The 20,472-nt window shown below is 45.0% G+C and carries 18 protein-coding genes; 11 read left to right on the plus strand and 7 right to left on the minus strand.

Annotation, left to right across the window (positions count from 1 at the left end; genetic code table 11):
- Positions 1-12 precede the first annotated feature (12 nt).
- On the plus strand, positions 13-1,878 hold the full coding sequence (gene ppiD / locus ACED53_RS04440; RefSeq protein WP_017101583.1) for a peptidylprolyl isomerase: 1,866 nt from the start codon (positions 13-15) through the stop codon (positions 1,876-1,878).
- Positions 1,879-2,099: 221 nt separating this feature from the next.
- Positions 2,100-2,399 carry a ComEA family DNA-binding protein gene (locus ACED53_RS04445; RefSeq protein ID WP_012604502.1) on the plus strand — a complete coding sequence of 100 codons (300 nt, stop codon included), beginning with the start codon at positions 2,100-2,102 and terminating at the stop codon, positions 2,397-2,399.
- Here ACED53_RS04445 and rrtA read toward each other — a convergent pair.
- Positions 2,396-2,938, minus strand: a complete 543-nt coding sequence (gene rrtA / locus ACED53_RS04450) for a rhombosortase (RefSeq protein ID WP_029225564.1) — start codon at positions 2,936-2,938, stop codon at positions 2,396-2,398. The genes ACED53_RS04445 and rrtA overlap by 4 nt on opposite strands.
- A gap of 9 nt (positions 2,939-2,947) precedes the next feature.
- Between rrtA and ACED53_RS04455 the strand changes: the two genes are divergently transcribed.
- A complete protein-coding gene (locus ACED53_RS04455; protein WP_017101585.1) occupies positions 2,948-3,547 on the plus strand; it encodes a tRNA-uridine aminocarboxypropyltransferase in 600 nt (199 codons plus the stop codon).
- A gap of 26 nt (positions 3,548-3,573) precedes the next feature.
- Here the strand turns inward: ACED53_RS04455 and ACED53_RS04460 are convergent, their stop codons facing one another.
- The 3 genes from ACED53_RS04460 to ACED53_RS04470 form a co-directional block, all read right to left on the minus strand.
- On the minus strand, positions 3,574-4,917 hold the full coding sequence (locus tag ACED53_RS04460) for an anti-phage deoxyguanosine triphosphatase (RefSeq protein ID WP_017101586.1): 1,344 nt from the start codon (positions 4,915-4,917) through the stop codon (positions 3,574-3,576).
- Positions 4,918-4,971: 54 nt separating this feature from the next.
- Positions 4,972-5,556, minus strand: a complete 585-nt coding sequence (yfbR, locus tag ACED53_RS04465) for a 5'-deoxynucleotidase (RefSeq protein ID WP_009847276.1) — start codon at positions 5,554-5,556, stop codon at positions 4,972-4,974.
- A gap of 169 nt (positions 5,557-5,725) precedes the next feature.
- A complete protein-coding gene (locus ACED53_RS04470; protein WP_009847275.1) occupies positions 5,726-6,958 on the minus strand; it encodes a pyridoxal phosphate-dependent aminotransferase in 1,233 nt (410 codons plus the stop codon).
- A gap of 296 nt (positions 6,959-7,254) precedes the next feature.
- On the opposite strand from ACED53_RS04470, the gene ACED53_RS04475 reads away from it, so the two are divergent.
- The 7 genes from ACED53_RS04475 (at position 7,255) to ACED53_RS04505 (ending at position 14,964) form a co-directional block, all read left to right on the plus strand.
- Positions 7,255-8,562, plus strand: a complete 1,308-nt coding sequence (locus tag ACED53_RS04475; protein ID WP_029225431.1) for an isochorismate synthase MenF — start codon at positions 7,255-7,257, stop codon at positions 8,560-8,562.
- Complete coding sequence (gene menD / locus ACED53_RS04480) at positions 8,559-10,283, plus strand: 2-succinyl-5-enolpyruvyl-6-hydroxy-3-cyclohexene-1-carboxylic-acid synthase (RefSeq protein WP_017100587.1); 1,725 nt, start codon at positions 8,559-8,561, stop codon at positions 10,281-10,283. The genes ACED53_RS04475 and menD overlap by 4 nt, the downstream gene beginning before the upstream one ends.
- A gap of 9 nt (positions 10,284-10,292) precedes the next feature.
- Entirely contained in the window at positions 10,293-11,093 is an 801-nt protein-coding gene (gene menH / locus ACED53_RS04485; protein ID WP_017100588.1) for a 2-succinyl-6-hydroxy-2,4-cyclohexadiene-1-carboxylate synthase, read from the plus strand.
- A 102-nt stretch (positions 11,094-11,195) separates the two neighbouring features.
- Positions 11,196-12,062 (plus strand): 1,4-dihydroxy-2-naphthoyl-CoA synthase, encoded by an 867-nt coding sequence (menB, locus tag ACED53_RS04490; RefSeq protein WP_010439547.1) that lies wholly within the window; start codon positions 11,196-11,198, stop codon positions 12,060-12,062.
- Between the two features lie 75 nt (positions 12,063-12,137).
- On the plus strand, positions 12,138-13,145 hold the full coding sequence (menC, locus tag ACED53_RS04495) for an o-succinylbenzoate synthase (RefSeq protein WP_017100589.1): 1,008 nt from the start codon (positions 12,138-12,140) through the stop codon (positions 13,143-13,145).
- A 52-nt stretch (positions 13,146-13,197) separates the two neighbouring features.
- Entirely contained in the window at positions 13,198-14,631 is a 1,434-nt protein-coding gene (gene menE, locus ACED53_RS04500) for an o-succinylbenzoate--CoA ligase (protein WP_017100590.1), read from the plus strand.
- Between the two features lie 165 nt (positions 14,632-14,796).
- A complete protein-coding gene (locus ACED53_RS04505; protein ID WP_017100591.1) occupies positions 14,797-14,964 on the plus strand; it encodes a hypothetical protein in 168 nt (55 codons plus the stop codon).
- A 169-nt stretch (positions 14,965-15,133) separates the two neighbouring features.
- Here ACED53_RS04505 and ACED53_RS04510 read toward each other — a convergent pair whose 3' ends face one another.
- The 3 genes from ACED53_RS04510 to ACED53_RS04520 all read right to left on the minus strand — a co-directional run bounded on the left by ACED53_RS04510 (position 15,134) and on the right by ACED53_RS04520 (position 18,681).
- Complete coding sequence (locus ACED53_RS04510) at positions 15,134-16,054, minus strand: YeiH family protein (RefSeq protein WP_029225432.1); 921 nt, start codon at positions 16,052-16,054, stop codon at positions 15,134-15,136.
- Positions 16,055-16,198: 144 nt separating this feature from the next.
- The gene (locus tag ACED53_RS04515) at positions 16,199-18,073 is read right to left on the minus strand and encodes an MFS transporter (RefSeq protein WP_017100593.1); all 1,875 of its coding nucleotides are present in this window, start codon (positions 18,071-18,073) and stop codon (positions 16,199-16,201) included.
- A gap of 17 nt (positions 18,074-18,090) precedes the next feature.
- On the minus strand, positions 18,091-18,681 hold the full coding sequence (locus tag ACED53_RS04520; RefSeq protein WP_012604487.1) for a TetR/AcrR family transcriptional regulator: 591 nt from the start codon (positions 18,679-18,681) through the stop codon (positions 18,091-18,093).
- 198 nt (positions 18,682-18,879) lie between these two features.
- On the opposite strand from ACED53_RS04520, the gene ACED53_RS04525 reads away from it, so the two are divergent.
- On the plus strand, positions 18,880-19,803 hold the full coding sequence (locus ACED53_RS04525) for a Tim44 domain-containing protein (RefSeq protein ID WP_017100594.1): 924 nt from the start codon (positions 18,880-18,882) through the stop codon (positions 19,801-19,803).
- The last annotated feature ends 669 nt before the right edge of the window (positions 19,804-20,472 follow it).

Here is a 20,472-nt window from a genome sequence, read left to right on the forward strand (position 1 = left end):
AGCACTTAAATTATGATGGATCGATTACGCGAAGGCGTGAATAGCATCGCGGTAAAAATTATCCTTGGGTTGATTATCCTGTCATTCGTATTCGCAGGTGTAGGCAGCTACATCACCGGTGGCGGTAACAACGCAGCAGCTAAAGTTGGCAACACAGAAATTGCTCGTGGTGAGTTCGAACAAGCTTACCAAAACGAACGTAATCGCATGCAATCTCAACTTGGCGATTACTTCGCTCAAATGCTTGCAGACCCTGCATACGTTGAGTCTTTCCGTAAGTCAGTACTTGATCGCATGATCAACGATGTTCTACTTGAGCAGCAAGCAGAGTCTCTAGGCCTACGAATCAGTGATTCTCAAATCCGTACCATGATTCTGGAAATGCCTCAGTTTCAAACGGCTGGTCAATTCGACCAAGAAGTTTACCAATCGGCATTACGTCGTGCAGGTTTCAGCGCAGAAAGCTTCGCTGAATACATGCGTCGTGACCTAATGCGTAACCAGTTTGTTACTGCACTTCAAGGCAGTGAATTTGTTCTTCAAGGCGAAATTGATATTCAGAGCAAGCTTATTGCTCAAACTCGTGACATTCGCACAGTGACACTATCTGTTGCTGACCTAGCGAAAAATATCGAGTTAACTGACGAGCAAATCGAACAGTACTACCAAGAGAACCCTGCGGCTTACACTCGTCCAGAGCAGGCTAAGGTGTCTTACATCGAACTTTCTGCTGAAGCACTTAAATCGCAACTTGAAGTTAGCGATGAGGAAGCACAGAAATACTACCAAGAGCATCTAGACAAGTACTCTACTGAAGAGCAACGTAAAGTTAGCCACATCCTAGTTCAAGGCGATGACGAAGCGAAAGCTCAGTCTATCCTAGACGAACTAAATGCAGGCGCTGATTTTGCTACGCTAGCAGAAGAGAAATCTGACGACTTCGGTAGTGCAGACGTTGGCGGTGACCTAGGTTGGATTGAACGTGATGTTATGGACCCAGCATTCGAAGACGCGGCTTTCGCTCTTGTGAATATTGGCGATACAACTGGCCTAGTTAAATCTGATTTTGGCTACCACATCATCAAGCTAGACGAAGTAAAAGCATCTCAAGCTCAGCCTTACACTGAAGTAGCGGCAGAGATTAAGACAGAGCTTCTAGACCAACACGCAGTTGATCAGTTCTACGAGCAACAAACTGAACTCGAAAAAGTAGCGTTTGAATTCCCAGATTCTCTAGACGACTCTGCTGAAGCAATCAATGCGAAGATCACGACGACTGATTTCATCTCTCAAGCTGACGCTCCAGAAGTTCTGATGACGCCTGCAGTAATGCAAGCTATCTTGAGCCCTGAAGTGAAAGAAGACGGTTTGAACTCTGAAGTTATCGAAGTGGCTCCTGAGCACGTTATTGTTGTACGTGTAGAAGAGACTCGCGACGAAACAGTTCTTCCTTTAGCAGAAGTGAAAGATCAAGTTGTAGCTGCATTGTCTGCTGTAAAAGCAGAGCAACAAGCGGTAGAGCTAGGTGTTTCTCTAGTAAACGAACTTAAGCAAGGTAATGAAGCGGTACTGGCGGATAACAGCCTTGAGTTTACTGAACTTGAAACCATTGACCGTAATTCTCCATTAGCTGCATCTGTATTCGCTCTAGTGAAACCAGAAGCCGGCCAAGCTGTGTTCGGTCAATCTAAAGATCAAGACGGTAACATCGTTGTTGTTGAGTTTTCTAAAGTAACGGCTGAAATCAACCCTGCTTACAGCACACAACTTGGTGCACAGTTAGAGCGCGTTGGTAATCAACAAGACCTTACTAATGTACTAAACGTACTGCGTAAAAATGCAGACGTTGAATACTACATCGTTGGTCAAGCTCAATAAGCTTTGAATTTACTCGGTAGTCTTCTGCCGAGTAATGCAACTTGAGAATACAACTTGAAAGTAGTGCAGCAACTCGGTTTGCGAGCTAGCTAACAAATTGATGAAAATTAGATGTATAACGAAGCGGGTCACTTAGGTGACCCGCTTTATTTTTGTCTGGTGAGTGTTTTATCTAGCGCAGCAAATGCATAAGTTACGTTTTTTGAACAAAGGAACGGTTTATGCGCACGATATATTCAACATTATTTCTTACATTTCTGATTCTGTTAAGCCCCGCAGCGTATGCAGACAGCCCAACTAAGGCAGAGCTTTACGATGGCATTGAGATTACGGTCAATATCAATACCGCGACAGCTGAAGAGCTGTCAGCGCTATTGGTTGGTGTTGGGGATAAGAAAGCTCAAGAGATCGTCGATTACAGGGATCAAAACGGGGCATTTACGACTGCTGATGATTTGGTGAGTGTGAAAGGGATAGGTGAAGCCACGGTTAAAAAGAACCGCGAAAGAATTCAACTTTAATCCGTTTGTCTACTTGTTAGAAATGAAGCGATAGATATGAAGCCTCCGGCCAATGCACCTGCTAGGTGGGCTTCAATCGCGACACGAGCATTAATCAGTTCACCAGTCGTGCTAGAAGGGCCAATAAGCTGCTCCCAAGCGATTTTAGCGATTAATCCCAATACTAACAGCCAACTTGATCTCCTACCGTTTAAAGCCTCACTGAGCGCGAATAAGCCAAACAACCCATGCAAAGTGCCAGATAGGCCAACATAGATCTGAATACTCGAAAACAACAGAGCGATTCCAGTCACTAAACTAATCACAAGCAGAGCAAGAACAAGCTGTTTTTTAATTGGTTGAAACAGATAGCTGATGATCCATAAGCCTGCTAGATTCATCAGAAGGTGCGAGTAGTTGGTATGTGAAAAGTTTCCTGTTAGGATCCGCCACCATTGCCCCTCGGCAATCGCATTGCTATCCCATACGACCCAAGCTTGTATTGGCTCAAATTGGAATAAGACGCATAAAAGTGAAGTGAAAATTAAAACAGGGTACACATTAAATCCATGTCTCGTTATTGCCCCCAATGCAGCAAGGCTTTGAAAGCTTGTATATGTCAGTGGGTTACGCCACTAGAATCGAACGTTGAGCTTATCATTCTTCAGCATCCATCAGAAGAGCATCGCCCAATGGGAACTGCGCGTATCCTCTCGTTATCTCTAAATAACAGTGTGACGTTTGTCGGTGAAGACTTTTCTAATAACGAGCAACTGAACATGTTGCTGGCCGATGAACAGTACCAACATGTGATTTTATACCCAAGCGAAAACTCTGTTTCAGTTGAGTCGGCGACATGTCCTGATAAGAAGCTGCGTGTGATTTTATTGGATGGCACCTGGAAGAAGGCGTTCAAGATGTGGCAAGTATCGAGTAACTTGCATGCGCTGAATACGGTTCACTTGCCGAAAGATCTCAAGGGTAATTACCGAATTCGCAAAGCGCCAAGTGAAAACAGCCTTTCGACAGTAGAGGCGGGTTATCATCTGTTGAGCTTGTTAGAAAATGATCGAGACTTTAGCCCTCTGCTAACGGCATTTGACCGAATGATTCAGTTTCAAATCAATCAAATGCCACCGGGCGTGTTTGAGAAAAACTACTTAGATTAAGCTGTTTCAGTAAAGTGAGCCAGGAATTAAAACTCGGTATGAGCTGAGAACAGTTGCTGATGCATTTTCTGCGCAAGATCATCGGTCATTGATGAAATGTAATCCGCAATCACGCGCATTTTTCGAGACTCATCTTGATGTTGTAGCCATTGCTTCTTGATAGGTAGTGGCAGCAAGCGTTCAGGATCTGCGCTGAATGCTTCAAACATATCCATGATAATCTGCTGACCTTTATATTCTATCACTTGAACCTGTGGCACTTGAATCACGAACTCGCTGACAAAATGTTTCAGTTTGTCGAGTGTGGCGTCCATGCTCGGTTCAAGCACCGCATTGTAAGCAAGCAGTACATTCTCAAATCTAGCATCTACTCGTTCAATCGAAATACTGGTCAACAGTGCGTTGACTATCCCACCAATCGCATCCTTTCGACGATACTGCTCACCAGAGAAAAGCATCTCTGTGATCGAATCTAGGTGTTCACAAACCCAAGGGTCGGCCATCTCTTTAAGTTGAGGGTAAGCCGACTCGACCCATTGAGATTTGGTGACAGAGCCAAGCACAATCGCATCTTCTAAATCGTGCACGCCATACGCGATGTCATCAGCCAGCTCCATGATTGAACAATCAAGTGACTTATATTTTGTCTTATTATGTTCAAGAGGTTCGGTGTGTTTTTTTCTTTTCTGTTTTAGAAACTGTTGGTCGCTGCTTGAAAGCGGCTCCAGTACCCAGTTAAAAAGTTCTTCATCATGGTCGTAGATGCCTTTTGCTGGCATCCAATCTTTGGCTCGGAGCTGTCGTTGATGCTTAACAGGCTCAGATTGTAATTTAGCTTGAACCTCACTCAGCAGAGAAGGGTACTTAATCAGACCTAACAAAGTGCGTCGAGATAGGTTCATCCCGTGATGTTCAGTGTAAGGTTCTAGCTGCGTGACAATGCGAAATGTTTGAGCATTGCCCTCAAAGCCACCATGATCGCGCATCATATAGTTCAACGCGACTTCGCCACCATGCCCATAAGGTGGGTGGCCAATGTCGTGAGCAAGACACAATGAATCAATCAAACTGTCTGAAGGCAACAAATCTCGAAACTCGGGCTGCTTTTTTTTCAGCTGGGCAACGATACCGGTACCTAGCTGAGCGGCTTCTAGCGAATGAGTAAGGCGAGTTCGGTGGAAATCGTTTACCGTGGTGCCATGAACTTGGGTTTTTGCTTGGAGGCGGCGAAAAGCGGCAGAGTGAAGCACCCGCGCACGATCGCGTTGATACGGGCTACGGTGGTCATCACGCCTTATTTTATGTTCATCGTCATTTCGATGTTGCCATTCTTGTTCGAGTTCAAATGGTGGTTCGAGTGGAGAAGTCAAAATAGCACCTATCAAATTGATTTATTTAGCTAATTACACTCAACTTATACCCAGCTAGCTTATCTCGTCTAGTGATAATTCAAAGCTCGGCGCAAATGTGGTGAGAAAGTAGTCCATTTCCGGGCTTTTACGCTGTTCGAGAGTCTCTTCTAGTCGGCGTTTCGCTTGTTCGTACTCATGGTTGCCCGCACTGAGTTCCTCCAAACACTTGAGGTAAGCGCAGATAGTGTCGGCTTGCTTAACGATGCTTTGCTCTTCTTTGTTTGCTGTTCCAGATATCAAAAACGGGGAGAAGTCGTCTCGGAACTCTTCTGGCAGCATTGAAAGCAGTCTTTGCTCTGCTGCCGCTTCTATCTTCTTATACTCTTGTGCGATGTCTGGATTGTAGTATTTAACTGGCGTCGGCAAATCACCTGTTAGCACTTCACTGGTATCGTGGTACATGCCAAGCAGAGCAATATGTTCTGGGTTGAGTTTGCCATCAAACTTCTTGTTTTTGATAAGCGCCAAGGCGTGGGCGACGAAAGCGACCTGTAGGCTATGCTCTGAAATGTTCTCGCTTGAGACTGAGCGCATCAAAGGCCAGCGTTGAATCAGCTTCATACGTGCGAGATGGGCAAAGAAATGGCTTTGTTTCATAAGAGTCCTTTCTAAAAAATACTTCACTCGTACCTTGTGTTCACACAGGGACACGAGACAGCGGATACAAAAAAGGCTCCCAAACAGGAGCCTTTTAAGCATAGAAGTGATTGAATACAAGTTAAAGTCTTTTAAAACAGCAAATTGTAGCCATCTTTCTTTGTGCTAGTTAACCTTCGATGAGGTCGTCTTGGCTGTAGGTCTGTAAGAAGCGCTCTAGGCGACCAATCGCGATTTCTAGATCTTCGATGTGCGGCAGAGTCACGATGCGGAAGTGATCCGGTTTTGGCCAGTTGAAGCCCGTACCTTGAACCAATAGCACCTTCTCTTGCTTAAGGAAGTCGAGCACAAACTTCTGATCGTCTTTGATGTTGTACATCTTGGTATCGATCTTAGGGAACAGGTACATTGCGCCTTTCGGTTTAACACAAGAAACGCCAGGGATCTTGTTGATCAGCTCCCACGCGCGGTCGCGTTGCTCAAGTAGTCGACCGCCTGGGAGAATCAGTTCATTAATACTCTGATAGCCGCCGAGCGCGGTTTGGATCGCGTGTTGCATTGGCACGTTGGCACACAAACGCATCGAGGCCAGCATTTCTAGCCCTTCAACGTAGCCTTTCGCTATGTGTTTTGGACCCGTTAAGAACATCCAGCCACCACGGAAACCACATACACGGTAAGCCTTAGACAGACCGTTGAATGTGACCATTAATACATCTTCGGCAAGCGTTGCAACTGAAGTGTGTACCGCACCGTCGTAAAGCACTTTGTCGTAGATTTCATCAGCGAAGATAATTAACCCGTGCTCACGAGCAATTTCAACAACTTGTAATAGGAAATCACGGCTGTATACAGCGCCTGTTGGGTTGTTCGGGTTGATAAGAACGATGCCGCGAGTCTTTGGTGAGATCTTCGCACGCATGTCATCAAGGTCTGGGTACCAATCGGCATCTTCATCACACATGTAATGAACAGGTGTACCACCAGAAAGCGCAACAGACGCTGTCCATAGTGGGTAGTCTGGAGCGGGAACTAAGATTTCATCACCATTATCCAGTAGCGCCTGCATAGACATAACGATAAGCTCTGATGCGCCGTTACCAATGTAAACGTCTTCTACATCAAGGTTACGTAGGCCTTTTTTCTGGTAGTGCTGAACAACCGCTTTGCGGGCTGAATAGATGCCTTTTGAGTCGCAGTAACCTTGAGATGTCGGTAGGTTACGGATTACATCAACAAGGATTTCATCAGGGGCGTCAAAACCAAATGGGGCGGGGTTACCAATATTAAGCTTCAGTATTTTATGCCCTTCTTCTTCCATGCGCTTAGCATGTTTGAGTACAGGCCCCCTGATTTCGTAGCATACGCTGTTGAGTTTTGACGACATCCCGATATTTTGCATTGCCGATTTCCTGAAATTAATTTAAATACTTTATTAAAGTACCGCAAAATGACGTTTGATAGAATAAAAATCTGATGAATGTCGTATTTCAGTGTCACGTTTGGTCTTTTTGTTGTCACTCTTTTCTAAATTTTAATTAATCGCTTTCTTTGTTATTGGCTAAGGTGAATAAAGGGGCTAGATCGCTTAAAATCACACGAATGTTCAAAAGATATAGTAGATTCTTGATCTAAGTGGGTGCTGCCCATAAAGTATCAAACTAATATAATAATAATTTAGATGTGAACGAGGTCGATTTGTCACATTTCCAGCAAACTATCTCCGCTTTGATTGAGCGAGTACAAAATGCCCAAGCAAGTGAAGTTCGTTGTGTTGAAGTTCTAACGCAAAAACCATCGTTTGCATTTATAGAATGGCTTCATGCTCAACCGCTCTTTCCAAAGTTTTACTGGCAGTCACGTGATACTCGTGAAGAGGTCGTTGCGCTCGGGCAAATACATACTTTTTCTGATCCCGCTCCCGCGTACGCAATTCTTGGTGAAGACCAACGAATCTGGGGTGGGCGCTCGTTTGACGGGCACACCGCAAAAAACCGCCGTTGCATGGAATCGTTTTTCTTCCTTCCTCAGGTTGAACTGATCCGCTTTGACAATACTTGGTCGTTAGCCGTCAACTTATCCCCTGATCGTGTTGCTTCTATTAATGCTCTAAATAAGCTTTCTGTCGAAGCGGCGATATTGGCCCCTTTGTCGGCGCACATTGAGCAGATTAACCATGTTCCAGAACGAGAGCAGTGGGGCAACCTTGTCGATAAAGTGCTGAAAGGCATTAGCGACGAAGAGTACAAAAAAGTCGTTTTAGCGCGTAAAACCACATTGCAACTCGATGCGCCAATCTGCGCGGCTCAGTTGCTTAAGGCCAGCTACCTGCAAAACCATCACAGCTTTCACTTTATGTTGGTATTGGATTCCAAACACAGCTTTATCGGCTCAACGCCAGAGCGTTTGTACAGTCGATATGGCACTGAGCTTGATACTGAAGCGCTTGCTGGAACCATTGGTCGCGGAGAAAACGCGACAGAAGATATGGAGTTAGCCAATTGGCTTTCTCAAGACAGTAAAAACCTCAATGAAAACCAGTATGTGGTCGACGACATTATTGAGCGTCTCACTCCTCATTCTCAAACGGTACACGTTGAAAAAGAGGCGCGCCTAGTGCGTTTGCGTAAGGTGCAACATCTTAAACGTAATATCCATGCTCAGCTCAATAACGGCGTCAATGGTGTGCAGTTGCTTGCTGCCTTACAGCCGACGGCTGCGGTAGCGGGTTTACCGCGCAAAGAAGCGATGGATTTCATACTTGAACATGAACCGTTTGCGAGAGGTTGGTATGCAGGCTCTGTTGGCTATATTAGCCATCAACGCGCTGAATTCTGTGTCGCGATTCGAAGTGCCTTGATTGTAAACGATCAAGTACAACTGTTTGCGGGTGCCGGGATCGTACCGGGATCGGTTGCTGAACATGAGTGGCAAGAGTTGAATAAGAAAATGTCGACTCTGCTCAGCTTAATTTCAGATCATCCACCATTGGGTGTGGCGTCATGAACCACGACCAAGCCGTATTAAATAGAGTTTGGTGTAATACGTTACTTGAAGAGTTAGCCCGCAGCGGCGTTGAACATGTTTGTGTTGCGCCAGGCTCGCGCTCAACACCATTAACACTCGAAGCCGAAGCCAATCCAAAACTGACACTGCACACGCACTTTGATGAGCGTGGGCTTGGTTTTCTTGCGTTAGGTTTAGCAAAAGCCAGCAATAAGCCAGTTGCCGTGATTGTCACCTCTGGTACTGCTGTGGCGAATTTGCTTCCTGCGACGGCTGAATCTGGACTGACACGAGAGAAGCTGATTTTGCTGACCTCTGATCGACCTATCGATTTAGTCGACTGTGGCGCTAATCAAGCGATTCAACAGCAAGGCATCTTTTCTTCCCATGTTGAAAGTGCTTTAAATCTGCCCAGCCCAACAACACAGATTTCATTGAATTGGCTTCTGACATCCGTTGATAACGCGCTAGCGAAACAACACAATGTTGGCGGTGCGATTCATATCAACTGTCCGTTCCCTGAGCCTCTATATTCTGCGAATAGCGCGGAAATGTATGCGGAATACACATCCAGTATCTCTGGGTGGAAGTTGGGAACAGGTTGTTACAGCCAAACGTTTTTACCTAATCAAGTGAATACACAACCGATTGCTCCAGGTGAGTATCTTGGACGTAAGGGTGTGGTTATTCTCGGTTCGCTAGATATTGAACAAGCGACAAAAGCTCAGCAGTTTGCCACTGCATTAGGCTGGCCAGTTTTTTGCGATCCTCAATCAGGTGTCACAAGTGATTGGAAACATTATGATCTGTGGATGCAGAGTGATGTAGCGAAAGAACAACTTAACCAATGTGATTTTATCCTTCAGTTCGGTGAGCGCATTGTTTCTAAGCGCCTTAATCATTGGATAAAGTCGCAAGCATCATCATTCTGCTCATCACAATATATTGTTGTGTCACCAGATACGCACCGAATCAACCAAGATGATTTGCCTCAAACCCATATCGTTGCTGATATCGAGTCATGGGTGTCAGAGCAGCATTTACCCACCTTGTTAGGCCAGCATGCAGGTTGGGCGGCTCCTTTGGTCGAAATCGCGAATACGGTTCAACAATTGGCATTGGCGCAAATATCCAATAATGACCAACTGACCGAGTTGAGCGTTGCAGTTGACTTGTCGACTAGACTTAAAGACAGAGAGTTGTTTGTGGGAAACAGCTTGATGGTAAGGCTGGTGGATATGCTGTCATCAATATCTGCAAATCAAGTTTACAGTAATCGTGGCGCATCGGGCATTGATGGCTTGGTAGCAACGGCTGCGGGTGTGGTGAAAGCCAACCAGAACCCCTTGATAATGTTGATTGGCGATACCTCTTTGCTTTACGACCTCAATTCACTGGCTCTGCTGACTCACAATGTAACGCCGATGGTGATTGTTGTGACCAACAATGATGGCGGTGCGATCTTTGATTTGTTGCCCGTTCCTGAGCAACAAAAACAATCTCTATATCAAATGCCCCATGGTTTCGGTTTTGAACATGCCGCTGCGCAATTCCAGCTTGGTTATGCGGCGCCAGAAACTTTGAATTGCTATCAAACGATTGTCGAACAACATTTCGAACAAGGTCAGGGTACCTTGCTCGTTGAAGTTAAGACGCCTCCCGAACAAGCGTCTACTTTGCTGAAACAATTCAGTTCAATGCTCACCGAGGCATTAGCCTAAGGACTTTACATGCTTTACTCCAATTATTACCCAGCAGTACAAGAATCTTCTGACAAACCTTTGCTTGTTTTTCTACATGGTTTACTCGGAAGCGGGGATGATTGGAGCGCATGTCATCCATATCTAGAGGACTTTCCTCGTCTTTGCATAGATTTGCCCGGGCACGGACAAAGTCGCTTTATCGATCCGGTAGGCTTTGATCATTGCTGCAAGAAAATCGTTCAGTGCATCACTTCTCAACTTGCTCTCAACGATCTTCCTGCGGATTACCCTATCGTGGTGATTGGCTACTCTATGGGTGGCAGGCTTGCCATGTATGGGGTGACAAGCCCTTGCTTCGAAACGCTCAATCTTGAGAAAGTCATTATTGAAGGTGGCAACTTTGGTCTGGAGCGTGATGAAGAACGAGCACAAAGGTTAGTACATGATACGCAGTGGGCTGTCCGCTTTGCTCTGCAGTCGATTGAAGATGTTTTAGACGATTGGTATCAACAAAGCGTCTTTTCTTCACTAAATCATGAGCAAAGACAAACTTTGGTCATAAAGCGTAGTGGTAACCTTGGAGTATCCGTAGCAAATATGTTGTTATCTACTTCGTTAGCTAAGCAACCGGATTTACGTGCCACATTGAAATCTCATGAGCACCAACTGCATTATGTGTGTGGTGAAAAAGATCGTAAATTCATGGAGCTAGCTGAGAATAGTGGCTTTGAATATAGTCAGGTTGATTACGCTGGTCATAATGTTCATTTTGAGCAACCAGAGTTGTTTTCCAACCTGATCATCCAATGTATCGCCAGTCGCCGCTAAACTGACTGAGCGGTTCTCTCGTATCAAGCACTATCAAAAGCAGAGCAACACCGTCACGACTATTCGTTAGTCGTGGTCTCTAATAGAACAATGGGAATCACCATGGCTAAAACAGTAGGCATCACAGAAGAAGAACTTTACGCAGCAGTTAACTGGCGCGATGAAAGCAGTCAATTTGAAGATATTCAGTACCACAAGTCTGACGACGGTATTGCGAAAATCACGATTGCTCGTCCTCAAGTCCACAATGCGTTCCGTCCACAAACCGTAAAAGAGATGATCAATGCATTGGCTGATGCTCGTTATGACGAGAAGGTTGGCGTAATCATTTTGACGGGTCTTGGTGAGAAGGCGTTCTGTTCTGGTGGTGACCAAAGTATCCGTGGTGACTACGGCGGTTATCAAGATGATTCAGGTACACATCACCTGAACGTGCTTGATTTCCAACGTCAAATTCGTACTTGTCCAAAACCGGTTATCGCAGCGGTATCGGGCTGGGCAGTCGGTGGCGGTCATGTACTTCACATGATGGCAGACCTTACTATCGCAGCTGAAAACGCTCAGTTCGGTCAGACGGGTCCTAAAGTCGGTTCATTCGATGGCGGTTGGGGTGCTTCTTACATGGCTCGTATCGTTGGCCAAAAGAAAGCGCGTGAAATCTGGTTCTTGTGTCGTTTCTACGATGCTCAAGAAGCATTGGACATGGGTCTAGTCAACACTGTAGTGCCTGTTGCCGACCTAGAAAAAGAAACGGTTCGTTGGTGTCGTGAAGTTCTTCAACACAGCCCAATGGCACTGCGTTGCTTGAAAGCCGCACTAAACGCAGACTGTGACGGCCAAGCCGGTCTACAAGAGTTGGCGGGTAACGCAACCATGATGTTCTACATGACAGAAGAAGGCCAAGAAGGCCGAAACGCATTCAATGAGAAGCGTCGACCTGATTTCGACAAATTTCCGCGTAACCCATAGTCTTTCTCTTCTTTAAAATGAGTCGCTAATAGCGGCTCGTTTTGTTTTGATGTTCCCCGTTTTTTAGGAAACTTTATGAACTCAGTGAATTCTCAGCGTCACGCTAAACTCTACCGTTATCAATTACCTATGGATAGTGGTGTGATTCTTCGTGACAATAAGTTGAACGAACGCGTTGGCTATATCATCCAACTTGAGTGTGATGGTATAACTGGTTTTGGCGAAGTTGCGCCTTTGCCAGGTTTTAGCCAAGAAGATGCCGAACAAGCTGGCATTCAGCTTCAACACGAATTAGAGCTTTGGAGCCACAATAACCCTCAAACGCCTTTTGATGAGTTATATCCTTCTGTTGCCTTCGGTTTTTCGATGGCGATGATGGAATTACGAGGCGAACTCAACGCTGAAGGTAACTACCAAGCGGCACCGTTGTGTACAGGCGATCCAGATGAATTGATCCCTGTGCTGAATGAGATGAAAGGCGAGAAGGTCGCCAAAGTGAAAGTCGGCCTCTACGAAGCGATTCGTGATGGAATGCTGGTCAGCTTATTCCTTGAGTCGATCCCTGATTTGACCCTAAGACTTGACGCCAACCGCGCGTGGAAGCCAGAGAAAGCGAAGCAGTTCATTAAATATATTTCGCCGTCACTGCGTCAGCGCATTAGCTTTATTGAAGAGCCTTGTCAGAAACCAGAAGACAGCTTGGCCTTTGCCATCGACCACGGTGTGGCGATTGCATGGGATGAAACACTACAAGAAGCGGTGCGAAGCCCTGAGTTTGATCTTAGTGATTTAACGGGTGTTAAGGCGGTTGTGATTAAACCAACCTTGATTGGCTCAGTAGAGCGTTGTGTTGCTATCATTGAACGTGCGCAACAACTTGGTATTAAACCTGTACTAAGCTCAAGCATAGAGTCTAGCCTTGGCTTAACTCAGATTGCTCGATTGGCACAACAGTACTTGCCTAATGAAGTTCCAGGGCTTGATACGATTGGTTTGTATCAGCAACAGCTAGAAGTCTCATGGCCGGGTTGTCAGCTTCCAGTTTCAACGCTTGAACAACAGCAATTGATTTGGTCTTCTTAGGCTGATCGTTCGATTGGCTTAGACCGTTCTCAATCTATTACTTGGTTATCTTATGATGCGCCCACAATCTAATCATCACCCGCTCTGGGTACAGTGGGCGCAGCAGAACCCACATCAAACAGCGTTATTGAGTCCTAACCGCGCTTACACTTGGCAGCAAGTGTCTGTGCTGGTGAGTGAGTACCAACAACAGCTATCTGCTCAGGGCCTCTCTGAAGGCGATGTGTTGACCATTGTTGGTAAGAACCAAGCTGAAGTGATTCCAGTTTATCTTGCCGCACTCAATTTGGGTGTGGTTTGTGCGTTTACCATGCCTCAGCCTAGCTTACGCCTGAAGCAAAAGCTCGATTCCTTATATCAAGCAGGTCAACAAAGCTACCTTTGGCTTTTGGACAGTAGCGGGATAGAGCAATCAGAGACTGTCGATTTGAATACTCAGTTGGTGACCTTGTCTTGCTTAGATGAAGTTAAGGTCGATGGTGATGATAATAGGATAACGACATCTCAAGACTCCAACTTTAATCCTCAAAACCTTGCGAGCATCGTATTCACTTCTGGCTCTACCGGAAACCCGAAAGCGGTGGCTCACACGTTGCAGCAACACTTATGTTCAGCTCAGGGTTTACTAGACGTTTTCAACTTTGAACAAGCTGACACTTGGTTGCTTAGCTTACCGATGTACCATGTATCGGGATTAGCAATTGTCCATCGTTGGTTAGCGGCTGGTGGCTGCATCAAAATAGGCACAGGTCAGCTTGAAACAGACATTGAAGGTTGCAGCCATGCCTCTTTAGTGGCTACTCAACTACATAGGTTATTGCAGAGTAAGCAAGCACTTACTTTAACTCATGTGCTTTTAGGCGGTAGCCATATCCCAGAAGCGCTAGGGCTTGAAGCTCAACAAATGGGCATTGAAACTTGGCTTGGATACGGTATGACAGAAGCGGCTTCAACAGTGACCGCGAAGCCAGTCGATTCTAGTAATACTGCAGGTTTTGTTCTCGACCAACGCCAGTTAAAAATTGAAGATCAACGTATCTTTATTGGCGGCAATACGCTTGCTTCTGGTTACTACTATCAGGGTGAGGTTACGCCGTTGGTGGATGAGAACGGTTGGTTCGACAGTAAAGACCTCGGCGAATGGGATGTCGAACAAGTGTCGATTATTGGTCGCGCCGACAATCAGTTTATTTCTGGTGGTGAGAACATTCATTGCGAAGAGATTGAGCGAGCACTCAACCAATTGTCTGAGGTTAACCAGTCTTTTATTGTTCCTATTGAAGACGATGAGTTCGGATTCCGACCTGTCGCTATTGTGGATTGTGCTGATTTGCCAACCAAAGAGTGGTTTGCTGAGCAATTGAATGGCCGTCTTGAGCGGTTCAAATTTCCTGTTGAGTATTATCGAATGCCTAAGCAAGAACAGCAGGGTATTAAGGTTTCACGCGCTGGATTGGCATCTTGGTTGTCTCAGCATAGGAGTTAAAGGTAAGCGCTTACCTCGACGTTATTTGCGAAGTTGTTAGGTGACTAAGTTGTCAGGCGGTTAGTTAATTTAGCAATTAGATAGTTCAAAACAGAATTTATTATCTTTATAACCATCAATCATAATAAGCTCTATAAATAACGGATTATAGAATAAGGTCTTATTATGAAAGTTGCCCTCATCATTGCAGTTTTGCTGCAGATAGGCCAAGCGCTCGTTTCGTCAGGACTGACTCGTTCATTGGCTGAACTCACTGCATTTGTGCTAGTTGTGGTACTTGTTTTAATGAAAAGAGAGAGCAAGAAGAGTGATAAGCCCCTGTTTGATTCGTGATTGTTGTAACAAAGAATATCTTTACTACAAACGATATTTTCACTAAAAACGATAGGGGCAAAGCCCATTAGAGCTTTGCCTTTTTGTTTTGTTGCTCGTTAATCTGAGTGTCTAGGTAACCAAACACCACCTAAAGCGTTTCTTTGCGTATTAGGTGTAATTAGGCGGATTAAGCGAGAGTTAACCACGCTAATGAGCCTGTCGAAATCATCGTCCACATTGTAATACCAAACATCAATGGCTTCGGCCCTGCGGCTTTAAGCTTCTCTACTGAAATACCGCAACCAATCAAGAATAGACACACCACCAATGCACGCTTAGACACATCAAAGATACCTTGATAGACCATCTCAAATTGTGGCAGCAAGTCACTAACAGCAATAGCAGCGCAATAGAAGAAAATGAAGTAAGGAATCGTAATCTTCTTTTGATCGTTCTTGAAGATCATTGCGCTGACTAACGCGATTGGGATAATCCAAAGTGCGCGAGCGAGCTTCAATGTGGTTGCTGTGGTCAGTGCTTCTTCGCCATATGCTGATGCTGCGCCGACTACAGAGGAGGTATCATGAATCGCGATGGCAGCCCATGTTCCGAAAGTTTGTTGGCTTAACTCTAGTGCATGGCCAATCATTGGGAACAAGAAAAGGGCGACCGAGTTCAACACAAATACAGTGGCTAACGCCAAGCCAATCTGTTCATCATCAGCTTTGATGGCCGGTGCTACGGCGGCAATGGCGCTACCACCACAAATTGCGGTACCAGAAGAGATAAGGTAACCCGTGGTGCGATCTAATCCCATGCGTTTTGCCAAGAACCAACCAATGACCAAGGTACCAATAATCGTCGTTACAATGAGGCCAATACCATCGCCTGTTACCGCTAATGCTTTCTCAAACTGAATGCCAAAGCCTAAGCCGACAATCGAGTAGGCCAGTAGCTTCTTGGTGAGTTTGCCTACTTCTAGATGGTCAGGGACTAAACCTAAGCTCGCAAGAAGGAAACCGATCACGAGGGCCGTCGGTGAACTCACCCATGGGGTTAAGCAAAACAGAGCAGCAAGATAAAATGGAACAGACTTTTTTAGATTCATTATATTTAATTCGTCGCGTCTAGTATTGGCAGCGTAGTGGAAGACTATACGCTTAACGCAATGGTAAGTAAGTCTAAATGAATTGAACAAACGTTAAGTAAAACTAAACGTTTGTTCAGCTGATATGAATAAAGGCTTGGTTATTTAGCGTAGTGAGCCGCGAAGATCAGAGACTGACTGTCGAAGCGTGTCGCATGAAGCTTCCTTGGCTAGCATAGGTTCGGCAGCTTCTATCTCTAACTTGGCCCTGAAACGGGTGGGTAGTCCCTTGAAAGCTTGACCTTTATAACGACTGAAGTAACTGCCCCATAACCCTTTAAGTGCCATTGGAATCACAGGTACAGGAGATCGTTTGATAATCAGCTCCATGCCACGCATGAATTCGGCTACTTCGCCATCAGCGGTTAGCTTGCCTTCAGGGAAAATACACACGATGTGCCCTTCATCTAGGGCACGTTCAACTTCTTTGAAAGCGTTTCTAATCGAGTTTCGGTTGGTTGCGGAGATTGGAATAACTCCTGCTCTTTTTAAGAATCGACGTAGTGGAGGCAGCTTGGCGTAATCCTCTTCCATCACAAACCGAATCAAGCGAGGGCAAACCGCACTTAGAAGCAGTGCATCCATATAACTCACATGGTTGCAAACGATCAGTGCACCGCCATTCTCTGGAAGATGGTGTAAGTTCTTGTGCTTAACTCGGTACATAGTGTGAGTGACCACCCATGTAAAGAAACGGAAAGCGTAGATAGGCACCTGATAAAACAGGTACAGCATAACCAAAGTATTCCCTATCGCGAGCAACACAAATAGTTGTGGAATAGAAAGATCGAGAACACTCAGGCAAACAATACCTAAAACGGCGCTTCCCACCATGAATAGTGAATTGTAGATGTTGAGCCCGGCAATCACTTGAGCGCGTTCATCTGGTTTCGCTCGTAACTGCATCAGAGAATACAGAGGAACAATGAAGATACCGCCAGAGACACCCAAGAGCAGAAGATAAGCAAACAGCGGCCACAGCTCTGAATACGTCACGAATTGATGGAAAGAAGTAAATTCAGGCAAGGACTCAGGAATGGATATCGCCATCAATAGCCCAAAAATCGACATACCTAGGCTACCCATTGGTACGATGCCGATTTCAATTCTGTGATTTGATAACTTATCGCAAGCCAAAGAACCTATCGCAATACCGACCGAGAATAGAGCTAACAAAAAGGCAACCGAGCTTTCAGTGCCGTTCAAGTGGAGCTTTGTGAAGTTTGGAAACTGAGTGAGATAAGCAGCGCCAAGGAACCAGAACCAGCTGATAGACATCAGTGCTTGAAACGTTGGGCGATCTTTTTTTGCAATCGCCAGTGTCGCGCGGGTTAGCTTTACTGGCTGCCACTTCACTTTCAGATCTGGTGCGTTACTCGGCGCTTGTGGAATAAAGCAGCTTGATACATAGCCAAGCACGGCGAAAGAAACAATACATACCGCAGCAATGAGCTTCGCGCTTTCTTCAGATGCAATAATACCGGCGCCTAAAGTACCAATAAGGATGGCTAAGAATGTGCCGGTTTCGACTAAAGCGTTGCCGGATACCAGTTCTTTTGTTTCCAATTGTTGTGGAAGCAGTGCGTATTTCACCGGGCCAAAGAAGGCGCTTTGCGTTCCCATTAGGAACAGAAGTAGGAGTAGTATCCCGTAGCTTTCGTAGATAAACCCGATCGCACCCAGTGACATGATCGCCACTTCAAGGAGCTTAACTTTACGTATAAACCAAGATTTTTCGTATTTGTCAGCCAGTACACCAGCCAAAGCAGAAAACAGGAAGAAGGGCAGAATAAAAAGACCAGCGGCCAAATTAATGAATAGATTGCTGGAAATAGGCAGCGTATCTACGCTTGCGAAAGCAACAAACAGTAACAGAACATTTTTGAATATGTTGTCATTAAAGGCGCCTAGAAATTGAGTAATAAAGTAGGGTAGGAACCTTTTTTGCGTTAACAGCGAAGATTGGCTGCTGTTGTTCATTGTCTTTCCTTGAATGATTACCAGTTGGTTAAGTAGTTTGAGATTAGGTTATTGATCAACTCTTTACCATCGATAGGTTCAGAGGCGAAAAATTTATCATCAACGCTAAGTAGAGTAATTCCATGTACTCCAGACCATAATACACGGCTGGCTTTAATGACTTCGCTTTCTGTGTGTTCAGGCGCAATAGCTACCAGCAATTGCTCTAACATACCTGTCATTCTATCAATACGGTTCGATTGCCATTCAGGAAGGTTTTCACCATTCATGTTGTGCTCAAAGATAAGCTGCCAACGGTGAGGGTGTTTTTGTGCAAAATCGTGATAGCAGTATGCAAGATTAAAAAGAGCTTGTTGAGGGTTGCTCGATTGTTCAACAGCAGAAGCAGATTGGGACGACAGTTCATCTAATGTTTGAGCAACAACGTGTAAAAGGAGTAGGTTGTAGTTACCAAATACATTCACCAAGGTGCTAGGGACATAGCCAATCATATTGGCAATTTTACGTAGACTTAGTTCGTGATAAGAGTGCTCTTCTAAGAAGTCGGTTACCGTCTTTAAGGTTAATTGCACTAATTGTTCGCGAGTATGATCGTTTCGTCTTGCCATGAGTACTTTCTATTAAATGAACATCGTTCAATATTTTAATGCTGCCCCAGAGTGCCGTCAATCCCTTCGCTAGTTTAGTAATCAATTAATAGCCGCAATATTATGATACATGTGTAAACGTCGTGAATATTTCATTGTTCTTTGTTAACGAGTATGATTAAGGTGTCGAAAGATAAAAAAAACCTATAAAGGATAATAATGAAACGATTTTTCTCACTAGTCGCGATCCTGTTGGTAACAGTCGCGGTGACGCCAATCGCGGAAGCGAAAAAGTTTGGTGGTGGTAAGTCATTTGGCAAAAGCTTTAAAACGGCTCCAGCACCAAAACAACAAAACACAAATTCGATCCGACAAGATCAAACTGGCAAGAAAACAGCAGCAGCTAACTCTAGCAAGAAAGGCCTTATGGGCGGTCTGCTAGGTGGTTTACTTGCTGGTGGTCTTTTAGCTGCATTCTTTGGTGGCGCATTTGAAGGTATCCAGTTCATGGATATTCTGATCATGGGTCTGATTGCTTTCCTAGCGTTTAAATTCCTACGCGGAATGTTGGGCGCGAAGCAGGGCTCAATGAATCAGCAGAATGCACGTGGCCAACAGCCAGCATTCGGCGGCATGGGTCAGAACAAGTTTGAACAACCTAAGCAACAACCAAATGTTCATAACTTCGAGCAAGCACAGCCTCAATCACAACCTCATTCGCAAAATAGCGCTGGTGGTTTCGGTTTTGGTGCACAAAGCGATGTTCCACATAACTACCCACCAAGTTTTGATCAAGCGGCATTCATCAACGGTTCTCGTGAGCACTACCGTACACTGCAAGGTGCATGGAATCACAACGAGCTAAATACGATTGAAGAATACGTATCTCCAAGCCTATTTGAAGACCTAAAAGCTGAGCGTAATAAGCTAGACGGTGATCAGCACACAGACGTAATGTACGTTGATGCTGAAATCGTTCGCGCAGACCACGATGGTAGTAAAGCACAGCTAAGCCTTCAGTTTAGCGGTCGCTACCGTGACACCGCAGACGGCATTGAAGAAGATATCACTGATATCTGGCACTTAGAGCGTGACCTAACAACTGACAATGCACCTTGGTTAATTGTTGGTATTCAAGGTTAATTCCACGATTTAACTCAACATCAATATGATGTAGTTATTCGAAATGATGCCAAATAATAGAAAGCCCCTGCTTGAAATCAGCAGGGGCTTTTTTGTGTCCGGTAGTTTGGAACTGTAAATTTTAAGAAGGGCGTTTGTCTTCGGTTTATAGAACATGCAGTTCTTTAAATATTTGCGTTGGTAGAAAACGGTATCATCACGACAATTATTTAGAGTGATACTTTGTGCTAACAGTGAGTTAGGCTGAACGCTATTTAGATATTCAATTGGGGTATCTAGCCAAGATAGAGGTGTTAATCGTGACGACTGAGTTTTTCGAGCCGATACTAGAACCTGAAATACCACTGCAGCAGAAAGAACAAATAGTGGATGAGTGTGAGGAGCATGTGTCTACAAACTGCTTAGGTTGCGCTGCTTACTTGGTATGTGAACGGCACATGGAAGTCTGGAGAGATTGAGCACTCAGTGATCTTCAAGAGATTCAATCTTGTTGTGAGATCTACGGATAGAAGTTGGAAGTGTTGAACTTAGACAGAAGCGGTTTCAATTTCTGTCTTGATAAGACAAGGCTTTCAATAACATGTTCAGAAACGAAAAAAGCCAACTCAATGAGTCAACACCTATCATTTAAGGTGTTTAGATCGCACAGTGTAGCGAGTCTTACTAAAA

The organism is Vibrio sp. 1F169, assembly GCF_041439605.1.
Taxonomy (GTDB): Bacteria; Pseudomonadota; Gammaproteobacteria; order Enterobacterales; family Vibrionaceae; genus Vibrio; species Vibrio tasmaniensis_A.

Excerpts from the sequence above, each read along its gene's own strand:
- ppiD (WP_017101583.1), top strand. The coding sequence starts at position 13 with ATGATGGATCGATTACGCGAAGGCGTGAATAGCATCGCGGTAAAAATT.
- ACED53_RS04445 (WP_012604502.1), top strand. The coding sequence starts at position 2,100 with ATGCGCACGATATATTCAACATTATTTCTTACATTTCTGATTCTGTTA.
- ACED53_RS04455 (WP_017101585.1), top strand. The coding sequence starts at position 2,948 with ATGTCTCGTTATTGCCCCCAATGCAGCAAGGCTTTGAAAGCTTGTATA.
- yfbR (WP_009847276.1), bottom strand. The coding sequence starts at position 5,556 with ATGAAACAAAGCCATTTCTTTGCCCATCTCGCACGTATGAAGCTGATT.
- ACED53_RS04470 (WP_009847275.1), bottom strand. The coding sequence starts at position 6,958 with ATGCAAAATATCGGGATGTCGTCAAAACTCAACAGCGTATGCTACGAA.
- menD (WP_017100587.1), top strand. The coding sequence starts at position 8,559 with ATGAACCACGACCAAGCCGTATTAAATAGAGTTTGGTGTAATACGTTA.
- menH (WP_017100588.1), top strand. The coding sequence starts at position 10,293 with ATGCTTTACTCCAATTATTACCCAGCAGTACAAGAATCTTCTGACAAA.
- menB (WP_010439547.1), top strand. The coding sequence starts at position 11,196 with ATGGCTAAAACAGTAGGCATCACAGAAGAAGAACTTTACGCAGCAGTT.
- menC (WP_017100589.1), top strand. The coding sequence starts at position 12,138 with ATGAACTCAGTGAATTCTCAGCGTCACGCTAAACTCTACCGTTATCAA.
- menE (WP_017100590.1), top strand. The coding sequence starts at position 13,198 with ATGATGCGCCCACAATCTAATCATCACCCGCTCTGGGTACAGTGGGCG.
- ACED53_RS04505 (WP_017100591.1), top strand. The coding sequence starts at position 14,797 with ATGAAAGTTGCCCTCATCATTGCAGTTTTGCTGCAGATAGGCCAAGCG.
- ACED53_RS04510 (WP_029225432.1), bottom strand. The coding sequence starts at position 16,054 with ATGAATCTAAAAAAGTCTGTTCCATTTTATCTTGCTGCTCTGTTTTGC.
- ACED53_RS04515 (WP_017100593.1), bottom strand. The coding sequence starts at position 18,073 with ATGAACAACAGCAGCCAATCTTCGCTGTTAACGCAAAAAAGGTTCCTA.
- ACED53_RS04520 (WP_012604487.1), bottom strand. The coding sequence starts at position 18,681 with ATGGCAAGACGAAACGATCATACTCGCGAACAATTAGTGCAATTAACC.
- ACED53_RS04525 (WP_017100594.1), top strand. The coding sequence starts at position 18,880 with ATGAAACGATTTTTCTCACTAGTCGCGATCCTGTTGGTAACAGTCGCG.